A 20,825-nucleotide genomic window follows, 5' to 3' on the forward strand; every position below is an offset into this window, starting at 1 on the left:
GGCCCTTGCTTCGGCTCTGGCCCTTGCTTCGGCTCTGGCCCTTGCTTCGGCTCTGGCCCTTGCTTCGGCTCTGGCCCTTGCTTCGGCTCTGGCCCTTCTCCCGCTAGCGGGAGAAGGTGCCCCGGAGGGGCGGATGAGGGCGAGCTCCTGCTCTACGGCTCACCGCCACAAAGGGTCAGCGCCGCTCAATCACGAACTTGCCAAACCCAACACCGATACTCCAGCCATGCCCCGTACCGGCCAACGCAAGCGAAATGTCACCCTTGGTCATCGCCTGCGCATCATTGGCACGCGACGCGCTGGCATGTGCCTCAGCTGCTGCGTAGGTCCCCAACAAATCATTGAGCGAATACGCACCACTGAACCTCCCGCGACCATCGGTGATGGTGGTGCGGCCCACAGTCAGACCACCACCCTTGGCGCTGATCTTGACCGGGATGCTGGCGCCGTTGTCGCAGGTAATCGTACCGGTGCCGCTGGAGGTCTTGTAGAACATCGACCAACCGGTCAGGTTGTAATGCAGCTCGCAGTCGATATTGCCCGCAGCCTGCGCCGCGGGCGCAATGCCCAACGCCAGCACCGCAGCCATCGCCATCGTCTTCTTCATCACGCATCCTCTGCTTGATTGAACCGGCATCGAGCCTGACAGCCCCCCTGCGCCTTGCAAAGAGCCTGCAGACCCGCCGCCCGGCCGGCGTTCAGCGAAGCACCACCGGCCCGCCCAAGGTAAACGCATCGGCATCCAGCATCGCCGGGAAGCGCTCGCGATGCGCTGCCAGCGCCTGCGCCGAGATGGTGGTGGTGACCACCTGCTCGCGCTCGCGGATCTCCAGCTGCGGCTGACCGAGGAAGTCGATCACCGCGCTGTCGCCGGAATAGTGCAGGCCATTGCCATCCACACCGATGCGATTCACCACTGCCACATAGCAGAGGTTTTCAATCGCGCGCGCACGCGCCAAAGTCTGCCATGCGTAGGCGCGCGCCGATGGCCAGTTGGCAACGAAGATCTGCAGGTCGAAATCCATCTGCCCTGCCCGCTCCACATCGAAGCGGTTGCGGCAGAACACGGGGAAACGCAGGTCGTAGCAGATCTGCGGATTGATCCGCCAACCCTTCCATTCCACGCATAGCCGCTCGTTGCCTGCGGCATAGCGCTTGTGCTCGCCGCCGTAGCGGAACAGGTGGCGCTTGTCGTAATAGTGCAACTCGCCTTCAGGCGTGGCCCATAGCAGGCGGTTGTAGACGCTGCCATCAACCCGCAGTTGCACACTGCCGGTCACTACCGCACCCAGCGCGCGCGCCTGTTCCGCGACCCATGCAATGGTCGGGCCTTCCATGTCTTCAGCCTGATCAATCGCGTCGTTGGAAAAGCCACTGGTAAAGGTCTCCGGCAGGATCACCAGGTCGGTATTGCCTGCCAGCGGTGCCAGCAAAGCACCGTAATAGGCCCGGTTACCCGCCGGATCGTGCCAGCGGGTGTCACCTTGCACGAGAGAGATACGGAGATCATTCATCAGAATCACTACCATCCGAATAGGGCACGAACGAAATGTTGTAAGCAAAGGGCCGCTCGCGTGGTGGCTCGTCCAGTTCGGCTTCGTAGACCTCGATTTTCCCAGTAATCGAAAAACCGATCTGCTCGCTGACGTAGCGAATCATGTCCACGGCCTCGGCCGTATCTGTCGCCCATCCTTTCATCGCCATCACCGCCGGGCCAGAGCGACACTCGAAGCCATCTGCCAATTGCCCGGCAGAGCCATCCGCAACAAGCGCGTAATGCTTGAACGGCGTACTGATCCGGCCATAGCGCAGCTGCACCTTCCAATCGTCGCCGAGCCCAGCGTCCGTCATAGCTTCACCAAGCGCTCGATAGCCGCATCCAGCGTCGCATCGTTCTTGGCGAAGCACAGCCGCACCAGACGCTGCCCAGCCGGCGGGGTTTCGTAGAACGGTGACAACGGAATTGCGGTGACGCCCTTCTCGATGGTCAGCCAGCGTACGAACTCATGGTCCGGCAGGTCGCTGATCGCCGAATAGTCGACCAGCTGGAAATAACCACCTGGCACCGGCAGCGGCTTCAAGCGCGTGCCCAGCAACTGTTCGCGGAAGCGGTCGCGCTTGCTCTGGTAGAACGCACCCAGCTCCAGGTGATGCTCAGGCTCATCGCGGATCATCGCGGCGAAACCATACTGCGCCGGGCTGTAGGTGGCGAAGGTGTTGTACTGGTGCACCTTGCGGAACTCAGCGGTCATAGCCGGTGGCGCGATGGCATAGCCGATCTTCCAGCCGGTGCAGTGGTAGGTCTTGCCGAAGCTCGATATCACGAACGCACGTTCGCGCAGCTCCGGGTAACGTAATGCCGACTCGTGACGCGCACCGTCATAGATGATGTGTTCGTACACTTCATCGGAGATCAGGTAGATGTCGGTGCCACGCAATACATCGGCCAATGCCTGCATGTCATCGGCAGTCAACATCGCGCCGGAGGGGTTGTGCGGCGTATTGACCATCAACATGCGCGTATTCGGGGTGATGGCCGCGCGCACGCGATCCCAATCCACCGCAAAGGTCTGCGGGTCCAGTGGCACGTGCACAGCGCGCGCACCGGCCAGATCGATCGCCGGCTCATAGCAGTCATAGGCCGGGTCCAGCACGATCACTTCCTCACCGGCCCTCACCACGGCGTGGATGGCATTGAAGATCGCCTCGGTGCCGCCGGAGGTGACGGTGATCTCGCTATCCGGGTCAACCTGCGCGCCATAGCAATCCAGTGCCTTCTGCGCGATGGCTTGGCGCAGCGGTGCCACGCCGGTCATCGGTGCGTACTGGTTCAGGCCCTCACGCATGGCTTTCGCGGTTTCATCGATCAAGCGCTGCGGGGCGGAAAAGTCCGGAAAACCCTGGCCAAGATTGACCGCACCGTGCTCGGCGGCCAGCTGCGACATCACGGTAAAAATGGTTGTGCCCACCTTGGGCAACTTGGTCTGCGGATGCATGGGTACGTACACGCCGGGGGAGAAAACACCGAGTGTACGCAAACCCGCCGGTCTCGGCCTCCCGATCAACCATCGGAACCGTGCCCGTGCAACGCAGGACAGGCGCAGCCCGGCGCTATACTGCGCGCCCCGATGCGCTGCCCAGCCTGCGCCACCTCTCAAGGACGGAAACGCCCGATCCGATGATTGAAACCGCAAACATCCCGCCGCTGCTCGACGCACGCGGCCTGCGTTTCACCCGCAACGACGATCCTGTATTCGGGCCATTGGACCTGCACGTGGATGCAGGCGAAGCACTGTTGGTGCAAGGGAGCAATGGCGCAGGCAAAACCACTCTGTTGCGCGTATTGGCGGGACTGCTGCGCCCGGACGAAGGCAGGATCGAGATCGACGGGCGGCCTGCCAACAGCAGTGATCGCTCCCGCTACATCGCCTACCTGAGTCATCTGACCGCGCTCAAACAGGACCTTGGCTGCCTGGAAAACCTGCATTTCCTGTGCGGGCTGCAGGGTCGCCGCGCGCGACAAATGCCGGGCAACGCCTTGGCCATCGTCGGCCTGGCCGGCTATGAGGACACCTTGGTCCGGCAATTGTCAGCTGGCCAGAAGAAGCGCCTGTCACTGGCCCGGATCTGGCTGTCACCGGCACCGATCTGGCTGCTCGACGAGCCCTACGCCAACCTTGATCTGGATGGGATCAACCTGGTCAACCGGATGATTTCCGCGCACCTGCGCGGTGGTGGCGGCGCACTGGTGACTACCCACGGCGCCTACGCGGCACCGCCGGTACGCAATCGCACCCTTACGTTGGCCAACCAGACAGCGCAGGAGGACGCGGCATGAGCCTGCCCGGTCCACAGCCAACCCTGCTCTCCGCCGCCCGCGCGCTGCTGGCGCGAGACCTGAAGCTGCTATGGCGTCGCCGCGGCGATGCCGCGCAACCGATCCTGTTCGCGCTGCTGGTGGTCGCCTTGTTTGCACTGGCCCTTGGTGGCGCCCCCAGGCTGCTGCAGAGCGTTGCTTCGGCGGTGTTGTGGCTTTCGATTCTGCTGGCCGGCCTGCTATCGCTGGACACTTTGTTCCGCAGCGATGCCGAGGATGGCTCGCTCGAGCAATGGCTGTTGTCGCCGGTGCCGCTGGCCTGGCTGGTCGCGGTGCGGGTGTTCTCGCACTGGTTGACCACCGCGTTTCCGCTGGTGCTGGTCAGCCCGTTGCTGGCCGAACTGATGCACCTGCCACGCGAGCAACTGCCGGTGCTGATCACCGCTCTGGCGCTTGGCACGCCGTTATTGAGCCTGCTCGGCGCGGTGGTCGCGGCCTTGACCGTGGGCATGCGCCGCGCCGGCATCCTGCTGGCGCTGCTGGTTCTGCCGCTGTACGTACCGGTACTGGTGTTCGGCGCAGGCGCGGTGGCGGCAGCGGCGCAGGGCTTTGATCCCAGCGGCGCGCTGCTGATATTGGCGGCCGGCTTGCTGGTCAGCGCGCTGCTCGCCCCACTCACCGCGGCAGCGGCAATCCGCATCGCCAACTCCTGAGCGCAAAACAGCGCTATTCTTGACGCTGACTTCACAAACTGAACCAAGCACATGGCTGAGCGGCCCCACACGGAAGTTCCGAGCGTAGACAAACCTACCTTGCCGCCCCGTCCCGTGGTCGAGCTGCAACGCCGTGGCGAGCTGCGCGTCGAAAAATTTCTTGCAGCCGCCACCGAAGTCTTCAACGAAAAGGGGTATCAAGCCGCGCGACTTGCGGACATCGTCAAACGCGCAGGCGGCTCGATGGCCACCTTGTACCGCGCCTTTGGCGACAAGGAAGGCCTGATCCATGCCTTGATGGAACAGAGCATCAATGATTTCGGCCGCAGCCTGGACACCTTGCTGCAATCGCCCTTGCCGCCTACCCAAGCACTGGAAGAAGCCGCCAGCCAGATGGCCGAAGAGGTACTCTCGCCCGCGCGTCTGGCCTGCCACCGTGTGGTCATTTCCGAAGGCATGAACCAACCCGGGCTACGCGATTGGTTCCATGCCCACGGCGTGGCACCGATGGAAGTGTTGCTCAGCCAGTACTTCGCCCGCGAAACTGCCGCCGGGCGCATGTACATCGAAAACCCCGAACAAGCCGCGCACTTCTTCTACATGGTGGTGATCGGCGGCTTGATCCTGCGCTCGGTCAATGGCCGCGTGGTTGCCAGTGACCTGCCCCGCGCGCAGGAGCAGGCACGTGCAGCCGTACGCCTGTTCATGGCCGGCGCCCTGCCGCGAAGCTGAGCGGGCGAGCTGGCCGCGAATAGGCCACGCCCTAATCAGCGGCATCTATCTGCAGGCCTGCCTGCAGCCAGTCCGTAGCGACGCCATCGATGCCGCCACGACCACTGGCCCTTGCAACATGTCGATCGCAGTCCCTGCGGCACGCCTACATCCCTGCTGCTTTCTGCAGTTCCGGGCACCCTGCTCCGGCGATCAGAGACGCCACCCTCGAGCCGACCTGCCACTCCCCGCCGTTTTTCTGAATTTGCGGTATCTTGCGCTAGTCTGAAAACAGCAACGGTGGTGCAGCCCGCACCGCCCAGCCGGTCGGGCCGCTGATCGCGGTCTGGTCATCGTCTTCCTCAGCGAGCGAGCGGATGTTCAAAGGTTTAGTTGGTTGGTTTCACAAGCTGGGCTCACCGCCCTACTTCGACACCTTCGCCGCCCGTTGGTCCACTTGGTGTTATATCGCCGCACTGCCGCTGTTCGGCTTCGGCTTGTGGCAGGCGCTGGCAGTGGTGCCGGCTGACTACCAGCAGGGCGACAGCTTCCGCATCCTTTATATCCACGTGCCGTCGGCTTGGATGAGCCTGTTCGTATTCGGACTGATGGCCTTCTACAGCGCCATTGCGCTGATCTGGCGGATCAAGCTCTGCGAGATCCTGGCCATGGCCTGCGCGCCCATCGGCGCCGCATTCACCCTGATCACCCTGCTCACCGGCAGCATCTGGGGCAAGCCGATGTGGGGTACCTGGTGGGATTGGGATCCGCGCCTGACCACCGAACTGATCCTGCTGTTCATGTATCTGGGCGTGATGGGCTTGTACGGCGCCATCGATGACCGCCGCGCCGCTGCCCGCGCCGCCGGCCTGCTGGCCATTGTCGGCGTGGTGATGTTGCCGATCATTCGTTACTCGGTGGTGTGGTGGAACTCGCTGCACCAGGGCCAGACCATCCGCGTGTTTGGCGAGTCCAGCATGGACAGCAGCATGATCCTGCCGTTGTGGATCATGGTGCTGGCTACCAAGTTCTGGTTCGTCGGTTCACTGCTGTCGCGCGCCCGCGCCGACAACCTGCGCCGCGAAGTCGGCAAGACCTGGCTGCGCGAGAGGCTGGAGAAATCGGCATGACCTACTTCAAGTACGTGGCGTTGGCCTATGCCGTGTTCTTCATCGTACTGGCCTGGGACTTCATCATGCCGCGCCTGCAGATCCGCCAGCAGCTGCGCGAGGCACGCGCACGCATCAATCGCGCCAGCCGCACCGTCGCAGCGCCGGCTGACGAGGAACTGAGCCGATGAGCCCGACCCAGCGCCGTCGCCTGTTGTGGGTTTTGCTGGCGCTGCTGGTAGCAGGCGCCGCCGTCGCCCTGGTCAGCACCGCCTTGCAGCGCAACATCGCTTATCTGTACACGCCAGCCGAAGTCAAAGCCGGCCAGGTCGCGCCTGACGCGCGCTTCCGCTTGGGCGGCATGGTTGCCAAGGGCTCGTTCAAGCGCGAACCGGGTGCGCTGCTGGCGCGCTTCGAGGTCACCGACGGCGACGCGATGCTGCCCGTCACCTACGACCGCATCCTGCCCGACCTGTTCCGCGAAGGTCAGGCGGTGGTCGCCACCGGGCGCATGGCCAACGGCGTATTCGTCGCCGAAGACGTGCTCGCCAAACACGACGAGACCTATATGCCCAAGGAGCTGGCCGACAAGATGGGCGTGGCGCACGACAAGCATCAGGTCCCGGCCACCACCCCAACTACGGAAACACCCTGAGTGCTCGGTGAAATCGGACAGGTATTACTGATCCTCGCCCTGCTGGCAGCCCTGCTGCAAAGCGTCCTGCCACTCATCGGCGCCCAACGCGGCATTCCGGCGCTCACCGCGATCGCACGCCCAGCGGCGATGCTGCAGCTGAGCACGGTGCTGGCCGCCTTCGTGGTGCTGACGATTGCCTTTGTGCGACAGGATTTCTCGTTGCGCTATGTCGCCGACAACTCCAACTCGCTGCTGCCGATGATCTACCGCTATTCGGCGGTATGGGGCGCGCACGAAGGCTCGTTGTTGATGTGGTCTTTGGTGCTGGCGTTGTGGACCGCCGCGGTTGCTGCGTTCTCGCGGCAGTTGCCGCCCGAGGTGATTGCGCGGGTGCTGGCGGTAATGGGCATGATCAGCGTCGGCTTCCTCGCCTTCCTGCTGTTCACCTCCAATCCGTTCGCGCGCCTGCTGCCAGCACCAAGCGAAGGCCACGATCTCAACCCCCTGTTGCAGGACCCGGGCCTGATCATCCACCCGCCCCTGCTGTATCTGGGCTACGTCGGCTTCGCGGTGCCGTTCGCCTTCGCCATTGCGGCGTTGATTGACGGCCGCATCGACGTGCGCTGGCTGCGTTGGACCCGGCCGTGGACCAATGCGGCCTGGGGCTTCCTGACCATCGGCATCGCGCTGGGCAGCTGGTGGGCGTACTACGAGCTGGGCTGGGGTGGCTGGTGGTTCTGGGACCCGGTGGAGAACGCCAGCTTCATGCCTTGGCTGGTCGGCGCCGCCCTGCTGCACTCACAAGCCGCCACCGAAAAACGCGGCGTGTTTGTCGGCTGGACCCTGCTGCTGGCAATCGCCGCGTTTGCGCTGTCCCTGCTCGGCACCTTCCTGGTCCGCTCGGGCGTGCTGACCAGTGTCCATTCTTTTGCCGCCGATCCTTCACGCGGCCTGTTCATCCTCATTTTCCTCGGCATCGTGGTTGGCGGCTCGCTGCTGCTCTATGCGATACGTGCCCCCGGCATCGGTGGTAACAGCGGCGACCCACGCCGCGCCTTTGCACTCAACTCGCGCGAAAGCCTGCTGCTGGCCAACAATCTGCTGCTCAGCTGCGCCTGCGCCATGGTGCTGCTCGGCACCTTGTATCCGCTGCTGGCCGATGCGCTGGATATGGGCAAGGTCTCGGTAGGCCCGCCTTACTTCGGCACGCTGTTCGTGTTGTTGATGGCACCGATGATCGTGCTGTTGCCGTTTGGCCCGCTCAGTCGCTGGCAGCGCGAGCAAGGCCTGCGCACGCTGGCACTGCTGGCACCGTGGGCTGGGCTGGCCATCATTCTGGGCATCATTGGCTGGTGGATGGCACCGCAGGGCAAGTTCAAGACCGGCATCGGTATTGCTGGTGCTGCATGGGTGGCCGGCGGCACCGGCTACTACCTGTGGGCGCGGCTGCGCAAGAGCGGCCGGCTCAATGCCGAAACCTGGGGCATGCTGATCGCCCACTTCGGCGTCGCTGTGTTCCTGGTCGGTGCGCTGCTGGTGGAAGCTCTGCATGTGCAGCATGAAGTCGCGCTGGTACCGGGCAAATCCATCGACGCTAGCGGCTACACGCTGCTGTTCGAAGGTGTGGATGCTACCGACGGCCCCAACTATCACTCCGACCGCGGCCACCTGCAGGTATTGCGCGGGGACACTCTGATTACCCGCCTGCACCCGGAAAAGCGCATGTATGCCAGCGGCGGCCAGCCGATGACCGAAGCCGGCATTCACCCCGCCCTGGGTGGCGATATCTACGTTGCACTGGGAGAATCACTGGGCAACGGCTCCTGGGCCGTGCGCGTACAGATCAAACCTTTTGTCCGCTGGATCTGGCTTGGTGCGGCGCTGATGGCGCTGGGCGGTTTCATTACCGCCATCGACCGCCGTTTCCGCCGGCTGCCTGAGAAATCGAAATGACTAATCCATCACCCGAATCCAAACCCAAGCATCGCTTGCCGCCGGTCGCCATCGTCCTTGGCGCGCTGTTCTTCCTCGGCCTGATGGGCTTGATGCTGTATGGCGTGAGCCGCTCCGGCAAGCCCGATCGCGACAGCCTGCCGTCCGCATTGATCGGCAAACCTGCCCCGGAATTCTCCTTGCCGGTGTTGCATGACCCCAGCGTGCACGTCACCGACAAGCAGCTGCGTGGCGCCCCCTATCTGCTCAACGTCTGGGGCAGCTGGTGCCCGACCTGTCGCGACGAACACCCCATCCTCACCCGCTTTGCCGAAACCAAGCGCGTGCGCGTGATCGGCTACAACTGGAAGGACGAGCCCAGCGAAGCACTGCGCTGGCTTGAGCAGTTGGGCAACCCCTACATGGTGGTGCTGGCCGATCAGGAAGGCCGCACCGCGCTGGACTGGGGCATCGCCGCCGCGCCGGAGACGTTCCTGGTCGATGGCAGCGGTATCGTGCGCTGGAAGTACAGCGGCGCCATCACCCAACAGGTCATGGACGAGCAACTGATTCCTGCGCTGGAAAAAGTGGAAGCCGCCGCCGGTGGCAAACACGGCGCACCGGATCTGGGAGCCGCCCGATGAAAGCCTGGGCTGGTGTGTTGCTGTGGATGTGCCTGGCTTTCAGTGCCAGCGCACAGCCTACCGGCGACCCCAGTCCGCTGCAGTACCGCGACCGCGCTGAGGAAGTGCGCTTCCACACACTGACCGCCGAACTGCGCTGCGTGCAATGCCAGAACCAATCGCTGGCCGACTCCGACGCCCAGATCGCTCACGATCTGCGCCGCGAAGTGCTCAAGCTGATGCACGAAGGCCGCAGCGACGCTGAGATCAAGCAGTTCCTGGTCGATCGCTACGGCGAATTCGTGCTGTACCGCCCGCAGCTGGAAGCCGGCACCGCCCTGCTCTGGTTTGGCCCGGGCCTGCTGTTGCTGACGGGCGCCGTGTTGTTGATTGTGTACGTGCGGCGGCGTGGCCGCGCCGTTCCCGTTGCCAGCAATGACGACGCCAGTCAGGAAGAACGCGAATGGTAAATGCTGGGTTCCTGGCTGGTGCTGCAGTGCTGGCGGTAGTGGCCACCGGCATCACCTTGTGGCCGTTGTGGCGCGCCGGCAAACGACGGATCTGGGGCAGCCTGGTTGCGATGGCGCTGGTCGCCACGCTGGGCCTGTACCAGTTGCTGGGCACCCCGGCAGCGCTGCAGCCGCAGCCCGAAGCCGCCGCCGCACCGCAGACCATCGAGGAAGGCATCGCCCAACTGCAGGATGCCTTGAAGCAGAACCCGGAGCGCGTCGACGGCTGGGTGCTGCTGGCCCGCTCGCAATTGGAGATCGGCAAGGTTGCCGATGCCGCCACCGCTTACCAGCGTGCCGCACAACTGGCGCCGGACGAACCGGGCCTGCTGGTCGAAGCCGCACAAACCCGCGCCCAGGCTGACCCCAAGTTCCTGTTCGACGCCACCGCGCAACAGTGGCTAGCCCGCGCCCGCCAGATCGCACCGGACAACGAGCGCGTGATCTGGCTAACCGGCATCGTCCAACGCCAGCAAGGACAGAACGAACAGGCCGCGCAGACCTGGGAAAGCCTGCTGTCCCGGTTGGAGCCCGCCGCCGCCACCGCTTTGCAGGCTCAGATCGATATCGCCCGTGGCAAGACGCCGAACACTACTGCGGGCACCGCCCCGGCAGCGGCAGCGCCCAGCAGCTCCGGCATCACCGTGACGGTGACGCTGGCACCGGCCTTGGCCGAACGCGTCGCCTCCGGCAAGGACACCGTATTCGTCATCGCCCGCATCCCCGGTGGCCCGCCGATGCCGGTCGCCGTCGAGCGCCACCCGGCACAGGCAGCGCCACTGACCGTCACCCTCGACGACGGCGACAGCCCGATGCCAACGCAGAAGCTGTCCGACCTGCAGGAAGTGGAAGTCTTTGCCCGCCTGTCCGCCAGTGGCACCGCCATGCGTGGCGAAGGCGACATCGAGTCGGTACCGCTCAAGGTCAAGCTGCCGACTGACAAGTCGTTGACGATCACGCTGGGTCAATAAGCCGCTGCAGGCTTTTTTGTAGGAGCGGCGTAAGCCGCGAAGCAAGCACATCAATCAGATGGCACAGATGCCATGTGCTTCAGCAACGTCGGCTTCGCGGCTTACGCCGCTCCTACAAAGTGCGCACTCCGGCCAGCACTGGCGTCACTGTGGCCCGCCCGTAGCCGTTCACGCACAGCGGGAATCCCAACCGCACCGCACCGCTTCGCGGACGCGCTTCGAGCGCCCGCGCCACCAGCCGCCCATCGCCCACCCAGCAATACCCAAATAACCACTGGTTATCATCCATGCGAAGATGCGCCCGGCATCCCCGTTAAAATTGGCAGATGACTGAATTTATTCCTGATGGCAGCCGTTTCCACGCGCTGTCCTCGCCGTTCCCGATGAAGCGCGGTGGCAGCCTGATCGGCGCCCATGTCGCCTACGAAACCTGGGGCAGCCTGGCCGCCGATGCCAGCAATGCCATCCTGATCGTCACCGGTCTGTCGCCCGATGCACACGCCGCCAGCAATGCCGACAACCCGGCCACCGGCTGGTGGGAGCCGATGCTTGGCCCCGGCAACCCGATTGATACCGACCGCTGGTTCGTTATCTGCGTCAATTCGCTGGGCAGCTGCAAGGGCTCTACCGGCCCGGCATCGCTGGACCCGGCCACCGGCAAGACCTACCGTCTTTCCTTCCCTGAGTTGTCGATTGAGGATGTGGCCAACGCCGCCGCCGAAGTGGTGTGCGCACTCGGCATCACCCAACTTGCCTGCCTGATCGGCAACTCGATGGGCGGCATGACCGCACTGGCGGTGTTGCTGCAGCACCCCGGCATCGCCCGTACCCATATCAACATCTCCGGCAGCGCCCGCGCCCTGCCGTTCTCGATCGCCATCCGCTCGCTGCAGCGCGAAGCAATCCGCCTCGATCCGGCATGGAACAACGGCGACTACGACGAAGTGCACTACCCCGAGTCGGGCATGCGCATGGCGCGCAAACTCGGCGTCATCACCTATCGCTCGGCACTGGAATGGGATGGCCGCTTCGGCCGCGTGCGGCTGGACTCGGACCAGACCGATGAAGATCCGTTCGGCCTCGAATTCCAGGTGGAGAGCTATCTGGAAGGCCACGCGCGGCGCTTCGTGCGCCACTTCGACCCCAACTGCTATCTCTACCTCGGCCGCTCCATGGACTGGTTCGACCTGGCCGAATACGCCGACGGCGATGTGCTGGCCGGGCTGGCGAAGATCCGGGTTGAGCGCGCGCTCGCCATCGGCGCCAATACCGACATCCTGTTCCCGGTGGAACAGCAGCAACAGATCGCCGACGGCCTGCGCGCGGGCGGTGCCGATACCCAGTTCATCGGCATGGATTCACCGCAAGGCCACGATGCCTTCCTGGTCGATTACGACCGCTTCGGCCCAGCCGTTGCACAGTTCCTGCAGACGCTGCCGACAACTGCATAACTGACGCTCTGACCATAGATGCAGGCAGCCACCGATGGCTGCCTGCGTTCACAGCATCAGATGCTTACACCTCCGATAACAGGAGGTTGCCCATGCCTGTCTTGCTGCTGATTCTGCTGTTCTTCCTGGGTAACACGCTCAACAGCGCGCACGCGGCCGCACCGCCCTTGATGCTGGCCAGCTCCTGGCAGGATGGCCCGGATGTATCGCGCTATCTGGTCAGTGAAAAGCTCGATGGCGTGCGCGCCCGCTGGGATGGGCATGCGCTGTGGACGCGTGCCGGCCACCGCATTCCGTCGCCGGCATGGTTCACCCAAGGCTGGCCCAAGCAACAGATCGACGGTGAACTGTGGATGGCGCGGGGTCAGTTCGAAGCAACCAGCGCCCTCATCCGCAGTAGCCCGGCCGATCAGCTGCAGTGGCGCAGGCTCCGCTTCATGGCATTTGACCTGCCTGATGCAAGCGGCGGCTTCGCCCAACGCCACGCACAACTGGGCAGAATCATCGCCAATCAAGCCAACCCCCACCTGCTTGCCATCGAACAGCAACGCATACCCGACACTGCAAGCTTGCATCGCCAGCTTCGCGCGATTGCCAAAGCCGGCGGCGAAGGCTTGATGCTGCATCATCAGGACAATCAATACAGCGAGGGCCGCAGCACTGGCCTGCTCAAACTAAAGCTTCATGATGACGCTGAAGCCCATGTGATCGGCTATGCGCCGGGCAAGGGAAAGTACACCGGCATGGTTGGCGCGCTACTGATGCGTACCGATAGTGGCGCGCAGTTCCGCATTGGCAGCGGCCTCAGTGATGCGCAGCGCGCGCATCCACCCGCCATCGGCAGCCGCATAACCTATCGCTACAACGGCCTGACCGTACACGGCCTGCCACGCTTCCCACGCTTCCTGCGAATTCGCGACGAACCCTGAGCAGCTGCATCCGCTCCCACAAAAACACTGCCGACCAGCCCTGCAATCCGCACCGCGCTTCGTCCCGGACTTCCCTGCCACCGGCATTTGCGCTGCAATAACGCAAACGAACAGGTGGAAGCTCGATGCGCTATCAAGGCCGGCTGCAGGATTGGAACGATGACAAGGGCTTCGGCTTCGTTATACCCAACGGCGGCGGTGATCGGGCCTTCGTCCACATCAAGGCCTTCGAGCAGCGCAGCCAGCGGCCCGCCAATGGGATGCTGATCATTTACGCAGTACGCAAAGATGATCGAGGCCGCCTCAATGCGGTTGCCATACGCTGCGTAACTGCTTCCAAAACCACAGTTACAAAACCAAAAAGAGCCCCGATCACAGCACGCTTGCCACATGTCCTACTTGGCGTTGGCGCCCTGCTCTGCATGCTCGGCTTATGGCTTGCAAAGCTGGTGCCGGACTGGACCTTGCCCGTGATTGGCGGCATGAGCATCGTTGCGCTGGGTTTCTATCTGTACGACAAGGGTGCGGCAGCGCATGGTCAACAACGCACGCCGGAGAACACCTTGCATTTGATTGCCCTGCTTGGCGGCTGGCCGGGCGCGCTGATCGGCCAGGGCCTGTTCCGCCACAAGACCAGCAAGACCAGTTTCCAGCTGGTGTTCTGGTTGACGGTTGTGCTCAACGTCACCGCGATTTGGCTCGTGGCCAGCGGCAAGCTTAGCCTCCCGCTGTAACCCCAGCAGGGTTGCCGCCAGCCTCACCAAGTAAGTAGCCCGGGTAAGCACGGCGCACCCGGGGGCTCCTGCCGAGCACCCTCCAGTCCAACGGAGCCCAACCTTCCGACGTGCTGCACTTGTCCCTACGGCAGCGGAAAGCGACGTGGATCAGAATCTGCTGTTTTCAACCCCGTAGCCACTGGCTACACGGCCGCGCCGGTGCCAGTGGCTTATCATTCGCGCTTCTCCAGCTCCAGCACGGCATCATGGATCGAGCCCGTAAGCAGTCCGCCTTCCGCAACGCTTGTCTGCGGCTTGTCGCTTTCAGTGTTTTCGCGCTGATAGGCCTACAAAGCACCCTGGCGCAGACCGCCCGCAAGCCTTCGCCTTACGAGTACCGGCCTGACGTCGCCGCGCCCGCAACCAATAGCAGCCAGGCCCCGGCCCAGCTGCCGCGCATCGGCAGCCGCGACGACTTCATGCGTCTTGCCCGGATTTACAATCCCGGCACACCGCTAGAAATGCCGCACCTGATCTTCACCATCGATCGACGTGATCCTGTTCGCATCTATTACATCAACACGCCGCGCTTCGAGCTGCACGAAACCTTCGTGCGTCGCGAACGGCTCGTTGCCCAATTGGACAAGGCAACTCTCAACGCGCAGTACAAGGATCCACAGCGCCGCTTCCTGTTTGGCACGGTGAGCTGGCAGCGCGACCTGCCCGGCTATACCTACGAATTCTGGGAAGGCGATCTGCTTACACCCGCACTGCTCAGGCAGACCGATCAGTTGCTACGCGCCTCGTTCTACGAGCAGATCCGCTTCAAAACAAACTCCACCCTGCACGAACAAACCGCACGCACGACCGGTCTCCCTTTCGTCACCCAGGAGGCACTGCTGCGCGAGCAGTCCTTCCTGCCCTTGAACACAGGCACCGCCCACGGCCGCTTGCGCATCATCCGCTCGGTCGAGCAGGCCAGCGATCTGTCGCCACAGGACATCGTGGTACTGGATGAGGTTCCCATTTCGTTGTCGCCGGTTGCCGGGCTGGTTACCCAGCGACCGTCGACACTGCTGTCGCACGTCAACCTGCTGGCCAAAGGCTGGCGTATCCCCAACGTCTATGTCCGCGACGCGCAGGCTGCCTTGGGCGTCTATGACGGGCAATGGATCGAACTGGAAGTCACCAATAACAACTACAAGGTGCGCCCGGCCCTGCGCCCGGCATCCTCGCCTTCCCGAACAACCCAAACCCCCGTACGCAACCTGCCCCGGCCCGACCTGTCGGTGATCTCCCTGAAGCCACTATCAGCCCTGCGCGCCAAGGACAGCAGCCATTGCGGGGTCAAGGCCGCGAACCTGGGCACCTTGAGATCCGCATTGCCGCCGTCGGCCCGGGTTCCCGATGGTTTCTGCGTTCCCTTCTCGCACTACCAGTCTGCGATGCAGAGGCTGCGCATCGGTGAGCGGCTGACGGCACTGCAGCAACGGCCGGGCTTTGCCACCGATGCCAATGTCCGCCGCGAAGCACTCGCCGCGCTGCGCGCCGAGATCGCCAACGCCGCGCCGGATCCGGCACTGGTCCGCAGCCTGCAGTCACAGTGGCAAGGCCAGTTGCAGGGGCGCGGAGTATTCGTGCGCAGCTCCTCCAACTCCGAAGACCTGCCCAACTTCAGCGGTGCCGGCCTGTATACGACAGTGCCCAATGTGATCGCTGCCGATGCACTGGTACGTGCGGTGCAGACGGTCTGGGCATCGGTCTACAACTTCGAAGCCTATGAAGCACGCAGTGCCGCAGGCCTGGGCCAGGACGCGGTTGCGATGTCGGTGCTGGTGCAGCTGGCAGCGCCATCGGACAGCTCCGGGGTGATGATCACCCGCGATCCATTCGACGCAGGACGCCGCCACATCACCTATATCTCGGCCAAGCGCGGCCTCGGCATCCGCGTGGTGGAAGGCAAACGACAGGCTGAGCAGGTGATGTACTCGAACTGGTCAAAGGCCGTGCAGGTACTCAGCCGCTCCGCCGAAGACACCCAACTGGTCGCCAATGCCAGCGGCGGCGTGCGCGAAGTGCCGCTCACCGGTTCGCGCCAGGTACTGACCGATGCCTTGATCGCACGCTTGGCCGCGGTTGGCGGCCGTACCAAACAAGCCCTCGGCGGTATCGACCAGGATATCGAGTGGGCAGTGGTGGGCAATGACATCATCATCCTGCAATCACGGCCTTATGTGGATGGCAGCAACCGTTGATGGTCGAGCGGCTCCTTGCCGCCAACATCATCGCCCCGCTTCATCCAATCGGAGGTTCCATGGACAAGATCGACCTGAAGAACCAGTTCAAGCAGCTCTACAAACCCTCGGCCAAGGATGTGGCCGAGGCGGCAGTTCCTGCCTTCAACTTTCTTATGATTGATGGCGCCGGCAATCCAAATACGTCTCAGGACTACAAGGATGCAGTGGAAGCGCTGTTCTCCGTCGCTTACACCATCAAGTTCGCTCTCAAGAAAGCCGGGCGCCTGGACTATGGCGTGATGCCGCTGGAGGGGCTGTGGTGGGCAGATGACATGGCCAGCTTCCAGCGTGATGAGAAGCAGCATTGGCGGTGGACAATGATGATCATGCAACCAGCGCAGGTCAGCGCTCACGATGTGGATGCCGCGATCATCAGCGCGCTGCAGAAAAAACCACTGCCTGGCCTGTCAAAGCTGCGATTTGAGGAGTTCCATGAGGGCCGCTGCGCCCAGCTGTTGCATGTCGGCCCATTTTCCAATGAAGGCCCGAGCATTCAACGCGTGCATGACTTCATTGGCGAACGCTCTGCGCTGCGCGGCAAGCACCACGAGATCTACCTGAGTGACATCAGAAAGGCCGCTCCAGAGAAGTGGAAGACCATCATCCGCCAGCCCATGCAATGATGTCGCGACGATGAGCAACCCGGCCTTCAGCCCGTCAAACAGGAGCTCCGCATGACTTTCTGGTTGGTCGCAATTGCAGCCAGCGTCGGCCTTGGCATGGCCACAGCCGCATCCTGCCGTCGTACCTGGCTTGCGGTTCTGCTTGCCGCACTGCTCGGCGGCCTGCTCGCCCCGTATCTGGGCCTGCGCTTTGTGTGGGACGTTACAGGCCACCACGACGCGCAGGATGGGCTGGCCTTCCTGTTCGGCCCGATGATCACCGTGCCTGTCGCCAGCATCGTTGCCTACTGCTTCAGGCGCTGGCAGCAACGGAAACCAGGCTGATGACGCGCGCCATCGCGCCCCCGCCACGATAACGTCCGAGCCGGGCCACGCCCGGCTCCAATCTGCTCAATGCTTGACCAGCTTTCCCTGCTGCAGCCGATACTCACGCTGCACCACGCCATCCGGCAGGCGATCGTGGGTGATCATCAGCAGGCTGCGCTGGCCCAGCGCCGCGGCCAAATCGAGCAACAAGGCATGCGCGGTATCCACGTCCAGACCTTCGGTCGGCTCATCCAGCACCATGATCGGCGCATTGCGCAACAAGGCACGCGCCAAGGCCAAACGCCGCGCCTGACCCGCCGACATGGTGGCACCGTTCTCGCCTACCCACGCCCCCAGCCCACCTTGTTGCTGCGCCCAATCGCTCAAGCGCACCTGCGCCAGCACATTCCACAAGACGTCATCACCGGCTTGGGGATCACCCAACCGCAGATTCTCCGCAATGCTGCCGGCGAACACTGGCGCGCCCTGCGGCAACCAGGCTATCTGCCGATACCAATCGTCCTGGGCGAACTCACGCAGGTCGACACCGCCGAAGCGCACTGCCCCTTGCTTCGGGTCCCATAGCCGCAGCAACAAGGCCGACAAGGTGGTCTTGCCGCAGCCGCTGTCGCCACGAATGGCGATGCGATCACCCGGCGCCAGTTGCAGATCCACGCCATCGAGCAGGCACCGTGTCTCGCCCGGCCAGGCGAACACCACCTGCTCGAACACTATCGCGGCGGCATCCGCGGCCACGGCGCGAGGCTGCGCCGGGTCCTGCACGGCTGGTGCCTGATCAACAATCTGCCGCAAGCGCTTGCCGGCGACCCGCGCCGACTGCAGGGCCTGCCAGGCGATGCCACTGCCTGCTGCGACTTCCAGCAGCGCCACGGTCAGGAACACCAGCGTTGCGGCGAATGGCGCATCCACCATGCCAGCCTGGAACGCCGTCAACGCCAGCCACAGCATCGCCAACAGGCCAAACCCAGCCAGCGCCGAATGCAACACGTTGCCACCGATCAGACGGCCACGACGCCGTTGATCGCTGCGCGCCAGCTGCTGCGCCGCTGCATCCACACGCAGCGCCCAGTCATCGCGGGCATCCAGCGCGGTGAGATCAGCTGCTCCCTCCAAACCTTCAAATGCCAAGGTGCGCAAGTTGGCGCGCTGTTGTGCGCGCTCGGCCTCGACCGCATCGCCGCGACGCACCGCAAACACTGGCACGCCAATACCCACCGATACAGCAAGCACCAACAACAGCAACGCCGCGGGCCAATAGATCAGCGCTGCTCCCGCAACCGTTGCCAGTGCGATACCCGCCAAGGCCAACAAGGGGCTGATGGCACGCACCATCAAGCCATCGACTTCGCCGATATCTGTGATCAAACGCGCCAACAGCTCACCGGTACGGCTGCTGCCCAGCCGCGCTGGTGCCAATGGCAGCGCCCGCTGGAAGAACCACACGCGCAAGTCACGGGCTATCCGCAGGGTCGCGTCGTGGCCGACCAGCTTTTCGAAATAGCGCGACGCGATGCGCGCCATCGTCAACCCGCGGATGCCGGCCGAAGGTGAGAAGAAATTGAAAGTACTGCCCATCCCCAAGGCACCAGCCAACGCTGCGGCGGTAAGGAAGCCACCGGACAAGCCCAACAAACCAACACCGGCAACCATCGTGGTGAACAGCAGCAGTGTCGCCAGTGCCAGCCGCCAGCGGTGGCGTTTGAAAACATCACGCATCGTCTGCGGGCTCATGCGCGCTCTCCCTGCACTTCAGTCTGCACGCAATCCTGCAGATCGATGACCTTGTCGGCCCAGCGCATCGCCGCCTCGCTGTGAGTAGCCATCAGCACGGTGCGCCCACGGGTATGTGCGGCCAGTGCCTGCAATAGATCCGCTTCGGTCTGCGGATCGAGAAATGCCGTGGGCTCGTCCAGCAGGAATAGATCCGGCTCCAGCAGCAACAGCCGCGCCAGCCCTATGCGCCGCGCCTCGCCTCCGGACAGGCCGAATCCACGCTCGCCGATCACGGTGTTCAAGCCAAGCGGCAAATCCTTGGCGAAACGCATCACCTGCGCGACTTCAGCCACCGCCTGCAACCGCGCCGCACTCACTGCGGGATCGGCCATGCGCAGGTTGTCGGCAATCGAGCCATGGAACAGATACGGGCGCTGGCCGGCGTAAGCGATGCGCACACCGTCGCGGACCACGATGCGACCTTCGCGCGGCGGCAGCCAGCCGGCCAGGGCTTCCAGCAAGGTGCTCTTGCCGCTGCCACTGGGGCCGATCAGGGCCAGACGCTGACCGTCACCGATCTCAAGCGAAAAGTCCTTCAACACGTCATGGGCCGCGCCTTGCGGACGCAGCGCGGCATTGCGCACCGAAACCAGCGGCGCATGCAGCTGTGCCGGTTCCGGCGCCACCAACGGTGCCGCGGCGGCAGCAACTGTCGCCGGATCCTGATCGTCAACCAGCAGGCGCTCGACTTCAGCCGCTGCCGCCAAGGCATTGGCGCGGTCGTGGTAATGCGCGGCCAAACGCCGCAGTGGCGCATAGAACTCCGGCGCCAGCAGAAGGCAGAACATGCCGGTGCCCAGCGTCGGCACCACCGAATGCAACGACATCAGGCCCAGGTAGCTCAGGCCCAGGTACAAGGCCACCATCGCCACGCTGACCGAGGCGAAGAATTCCAGCACCGTGGAGGACAGGAAGGCGATGCGCAGCACCTTCATGGTGCGCTCACGCACGCCATCGGCGGCGGCGGCAACGCCCTCCAGCTCGGCTTCACCGCGCCCGTACAGCCGCAACAGGCCCAGGCCCTTGATGCGGTCGGCAAAGTGACCGCTCATGCGCGCCAGCTCACCCAGCTGTGCCCGACCGGCGGCCTCGGCACCCCACCCCACCAGCATCATGAAGAACGGCACCAGCGGCGCGGTGAAGATGAAGATCAGCGCCACTACCCAGTCCACATAGGCCACGGCGGCGGCGATCAGCAGCGGCACCACCACCACTTCCACCCGCACCGGCTGGAATCCGGCGTAATAGCCCTCGATCGCGTCACCATGTGACAGCAGCAACTCACCCAGCTCACCAGTGCGCTGACGGCGCAGCCACAACGGTCCGCGTGCCATCAAACGTCGATAAACCTGCTCACGCAGCGCGAGTTTGGCACTGTCTGCGACTTTGCCCGCAGCGGTCTGCGCGACCCCGCCCAGCAGACTGCGCAGCACCAGCACGGCCGCCAATATCCAGAAACCGTGAATTACCTGTACCCAATTCAGCCGTTCCACGACTATGCTCTGGATCAACCAGGCAATGGCGCCAGCCTGCACGATCAGCAGCGCACCTGAAGTACAGACGGCCAAGGCCGCCAAACGCTGCTGCGACCGGGCACCGGACGCCAAAGCCGCCAGCCACTGCTGCTGTACGCGGCGTTGCTGTTGCACCGCGTTGGAATGTGGAACTTCGCTCAAGACTGACAACT

Annotated in this window: 22 protein-coding genes; 16 read left to right on the plus strand and 6 right to left on the minus strand. The window is 63.8% G+C overall.

Annotation, left to right across the window (positions count from 1 at the left end; translation table 11 throughout):
• Window positions 1-175: 175 nt before the first annotated feature.
• From ACVOK8_RS10485 to ACVOK8_RS10500, 4 genes are all read right to left on the minus strand, one after another.
• Window positions 176-607 (minus strand): hypothetical protein, encoded by a 432-nt coding sequence (locus ACVOK8_RS10485; protein ID WP_282273098.1) that lies wholly within the window; start codon window positions 605-607, stop codon window positions 176-178.
• 91 nt (window positions 608-698) lie between these two features.
• On the minus strand, window positions 699-1,514 hold the full coding sequence (locus ACVOK8_RS10490; protein WP_481566756.1) for an amidohydrolase: 816 nt from the start codon (window positions 1,512-1,514) through the stop codon (window positions 699-701).
• Complete coding sequence (locus tag ACVOK8_RS10495; protein ID WP_481566757.1) at window positions 1,507-1,851, minus strand: hypothetical protein; 345 nt, start codon at window positions 1,849-1,851, stop codon at window positions 1,507-1,509. The genes ACVOK8_RS10490 and ACVOK8_RS10495 overlap by 8 nt, the downstream gene beginning before the upstream one ends.
• A complete protein-coding gene (locus ACVOK8_RS10500) occupies window positions 1,848-2,996 on the minus strand; it encodes a pyridoxal phosphate-dependent aminotransferase (RefSeq protein WP_481566758.1) in 1,149 nt (382 codons plus the stop codon). Before ACVOK8_RS10500 ends, ACVOK8_RS10495 begins: the two co-directional genes overlap by 4 nt.
• Before the next feature lie 182 nt (window positions 2,997-3,178).
• On the opposite strand from ACVOK8_RS10500, the gene ccmA reads away from it, so the two are divergent.
• The 16 genes from ccmA (at window position 3,179) to ACVOK8_RS10580 (ending at window position 17,362) form a co-directional block, all read left to right on the plus strand.
• Window positions 3,179-3,838, plus strand: coding sequence for a heme ABC exporter ATP-binding protein CcmA (gene ccmA, locus ACVOK8_RS10505; protein WP_481566759.1), 660 nt, complete (start codon window positions 3,179-3,181; stop codon window positions 3,836-3,838).
• A complete protein-coding gene (gene ccmB, locus ACVOK8_RS10510) occupies window positions 3,835-4,530 on the plus strand; it encodes a heme exporter protein CcmB (protein ID WP_481566760.1) in 696 nt (231 codons plus the stop codon). The genes ccmA and ccmB overlap by 4 nt, the downstream gene beginning before the upstream one ends.
• Window positions 4,531-4,629: 99 nt before the next feature.
• Window positions 4,630-5,262, plus strand: coding sequence for a TetR/AcrR family transcriptional regulator (locus ACVOK8_RS10515; protein ID WP_481566761.1), 633 nt, complete (start codon window positions 4,630-4,632; stop codon window positions 5,260-5,262).
• Window positions 5,263-5,618: 356 nt separating this feature from the next.
• A complete protein-coding gene (gene ccmC / locus ACVOK8_RS10520; protein ID WP_481566762.1) occupies window positions 5,619-6,371 on the plus strand; it encodes a heme ABC transporter permease CcmC in 753 nt (250 codons plus the stop codon).
• Window positions 6,368-6,541, plus strand: a complete 174-nt coding sequence (ccmD, locus tag ACVOK8_RS10525) for a heme exporter protein CcmD (protein ID WP_481566763.1) — start codon at window positions 6,368-6,370, stop codon at window positions 6,539-6,541. Before ccmC ends, ccmD begins: the two co-directional genes overlap by 4 nt.
• Window positions 6,538-7,005, plus strand: a complete 468-nt coding sequence (gene ccmE, locus ACVOK8_RS10530) for a cytochrome c maturation protein CcmE (RefSeq protein ID WP_481566764.1) — start codon at window positions 6,538-6,540, stop codon at window positions 7,003-7,005. Before ccmD ends, ccmE begins: the two co-directional genes overlap by 4 nt.
• Window positions 7,006-8,940 (plus strand): heme lyase CcmF/NrfE family subunit, encoded by a 1,935-nt coding sequence (locus tag ACVOK8_RS10535; RefSeq protein WP_481566765.1) that lies wholly within the window; start codon window positions 7,006-7,008, stop codon window positions 8,938-8,940.
• The gene (locus tag ACVOK8_RS10540; RefSeq protein WP_481535583.1) at window positions 8,937-9,563 is read left to right on the plus strand and encodes a DsbE family thiol:disulfide interchange protein; all 627 of its coding nucleotides are present in this window, start codon (window positions 8,937-8,939) and stop codon (window positions 9,561-9,563) included. Before ACVOK8_RS10535 ends, ACVOK8_RS10540 begins: the two co-directional genes overlap by 4 nt.
• Window positions 9,560-10,012 (plus strand): cytochrome c-type biogenesis protein, encoded by a 453-nt coding sequence (locus ACVOK8_RS10545; protein ID WP_481566766.1) that lies wholly within the window; start codon window positions 9,560-9,562, stop codon window positions 10,010-10,012. Before ACVOK8_RS10540 ends, ACVOK8_RS10545 begins: the two co-directional genes overlap by 4 nt.
• Window positions 10,006-11,022: a tetratricopeptide repeat protein gene (locus ACVOK8_RS10550; RefSeq protein WP_481566767.1), complete on the plus strand. Its 1,017-nt coding sequence runs from the start codon at window positions 10,006-10,008 to the stop codon at window positions 11,020-11,022. The genes ACVOK8_RS10545 and ACVOK8_RS10550 overlap by 7 nt, the downstream gene beginning before the upstream one ends.
• A gap of 326 nt (window positions 11,023-11,348) precedes the next feature.
• A complete protein-coding gene (metX, locus tag ACVOK8_RS10555) occupies window positions 11,349-12,473 on the plus strand; it encodes a homoserine O-acetyltransferase MetX (RefSeq protein WP_481566768.1) in 1,125 nt (374 codons plus the stop codon).
• A gap of 92 nt (window positions 12,474-12,565) precedes the next feature.
• Window positions 12,566-13,402, plus strand: a complete 837-nt coding sequence (locus ACVOK8_RS10560; RefSeq protein WP_481566769.1) for a DNA ligase — start codon at window positions 12,566-12,568, stop codon at window positions 13,400-13,402.
• A gap of 125 nt (window positions 13,403-13,527) precedes the next feature.
• Window positions 13,528-14,136: a DUF1294 domain-containing protein gene (locus ACVOK8_RS10565; protein WP_481566770.1), complete on the plus strand. Its 609-nt coding sequence runs from the start codon at window positions 13,528-13,530 to the stop codon at window positions 14,134-14,136.
• 248 nt (window positions 14,137-14,384) lie between these two features.
• Window positions 14,385-16,373: a PEP/pyruvate-binding domain-containing protein gene (locus ACVOK8_RS10570; protein WP_481566771.1), complete on the plus strand. Its 1,989-nt coding sequence runs from the start codon at window positions 14,385-14,387 to the stop codon at window positions 16,371-16,373.
• A 59-nt stretch (window positions 16,374-16,432) separates the two neighbouring features.
• Window positions 16,433-17,038, plus strand: a complete 606-nt coding sequence (locus tag ACVOK8_RS10575) for a GyrI-like domain-containing protein (protein ID WP_481566772.1) — start codon at window positions 16,433-16,435, stop codon at window positions 17,036-17,038.
• A gap of 51 nt (window positions 17,039-17,089) precedes the next feature.
• Window positions 17,090-17,362, plus strand: coding sequence for a hypothetical protein (locus ACVOK8_RS10580; RefSeq protein WP_481566773.1), 273 nt, complete (start codon window positions 17,090-17,092; stop codon window positions 17,360-17,362).
• Between the two features lie 66 nt (window positions 17,363-17,428).
• Here the strand turns inward: ACVOK8_RS10580 and cydC are convergent, their stop codons facing one another.
• The gene (gene cydC / locus ACVOK8_RS10585) at window positions 17,429-19,096 is read right to left on the minus strand and encodes a thiol reductant ABC exporter subunit CydC (RefSeq protein WP_481566774.1); all 1,668 of its coding nucleotides are present in this window, start codon (window positions 19,094-19,096) and stop codon (window positions 17,429-17,431) included.
• Complete coding sequence (cydD, locus tag ACVOK8_RS10590; RefSeq protein ID WP_481566775.1) at window positions 19,093-20,814, minus strand: thiol reductant ABC exporter subunit CydD; 1,722 nt, start codon at window positions 20,812-20,814, stop codon at window positions 19,093-19,095. Before cydD ends, cydC begins: the two co-directional genes overlap by 4 nt.
• Between the last annotated feature and the right edge of the window lie 11 nt (window positions 20,815-20,825).

The sequence above is a fragment of the Stenotrophomonas sp. STEN083 genome (assembly GCF_056759195.1).

Excerpts from the sequence above, each read along its gene's own strand:
- ACVOK8_RS10485 (WP_282273098.1), bottom strand. The coding sequence starts at position 607 with ATGAAGAAGACGATGGCGATGGCTGCGGTGCTGGCGTTGGGCATTGCG.
- ACVOK8_RS10490 (WP_481566756.1), bottom strand. The coding sequence starts at position 1,514 with ATGAATGATCTCCGTATCTCTCTCGTGCAAGGTGACACCCGCTGGCAC.
- ACVOK8_RS10495 (WP_481566757.1), bottom strand. The coding sequence starts at position 1,851 with ATGACGGACGCTGGGCTCGGCGACGATTGGAAGGTGCAGCTGCGCTAT.
- ACVOK8_RS10500 (WP_481566758.1), bottom strand. The coding sequence starts at position 2,996 with ATGCATCCGCAGACCAAGTTGCCCAAGGTGGGCACAACCATTTTTACC.
- ccmA (WP_481566759.1), top strand. The coding sequence starts at position 3,179 with ATGATTGAAACCGCAAACATCCCGCCGCTGCTCGACGCACGCGGCCTG.
- ccmB (WP_481566760.1), top strand. The coding sequence starts at position 3,835 with ATGAGCCTGCCCGGTCCACAGCCAACCCTGCTCTCCGCCGCCCGCGCG.
- ccmC (WP_481566762.1), top strand. The coding sequence starts at position 5,619 with ATGTTCAAAGGTTTAGTTGGTTGGTTTCACAAGCTGGGCTCACCGCCC.
- ccmD (WP_481566763.1), top strand. The coding sequence starts at position 6,368 with ATGACCTACTTCAAGTACGTGGCGTTGGCCTATGCCGTGTTCTTCATC.
- ccmE (WP_481566764.1), top strand. The coding sequence starts at position 6,538 with ATGAGCCCGACCCAGCGCCGTCGCCTGTTGTGGGTTTTGCTGGCGCTG.
- ACVOK8_RS10540 (WP_481535583.1), top strand. The coding sequence starts at position 8,937 with ATGACTAATCCATCACCCGAATCCAAACCCAAGCATCGCTTGCCGCCG.
- ACVOK8_RS10545 (WP_481566766.1), top strand. The coding sequence starts at position 9,560 with ATGAAAGCCTGGGCTGGTGTGTTGCTGTGGATGTGCCTGGCTTTCAGT.
- ACVOK8_RS10550 (WP_481566767.1), top strand. The coding sequence starts at position 10,006 with ATGGTAAATGCTGGGTTCCTGGCTGGTGCTGCAGTGCTGGCGGTAGTG.
- metX (WP_481566768.1), top strand. The coding sequence starts at position 11,349 with ATGACTGAATTTATTCCTGATGGCAGCCGTTTCCACGCGCTGTCCTCG.
- ACVOK8_RS10560 (WP_481566769.1), top strand. The coding sequence starts at position 12,566 with ATGCCTGTCTTGCTGCTGATTCTGCTGTTCTTCCTGGGTAACACGCTC.
- ACVOK8_RS10565 (WP_481566770.1), top strand. The coding sequence starts at position 13,528 with ATGCGCTATCAAGGCCGGCTGCAGGATTGGAACGATGACAAGGGCTTC.
- ACVOK8_RS10570 (WP_481566771.1), top strand. The coding sequence starts at position 14,385 with ATGGATCGAGCCCGTAAGCAGTCCGCCTTCCGCAACGCTTGTCTGCGG.
- ACVOK8_RS10575 (WP_481566772.1), top strand. The coding sequence starts at position 16,433 with ATGGACAAGATCGACCTGAAGAACCAGTTCAAGCAGCTCTACAAACCC.
- ACVOK8_RS10580 (WP_481566773.1), top strand. The coding sequence starts at position 17,090 with ATGACTTTCTGGTTGGTCGCAATTGCAGCCAGCGTCGGCCTTGGCATG.
- cydC (WP_481566774.1), bottom strand. The coding sequence starts at position 19,096 with ATGAGCCCGCAGACGATGCGTGATGTTTTCAAACGCCACCGCTGGCGG.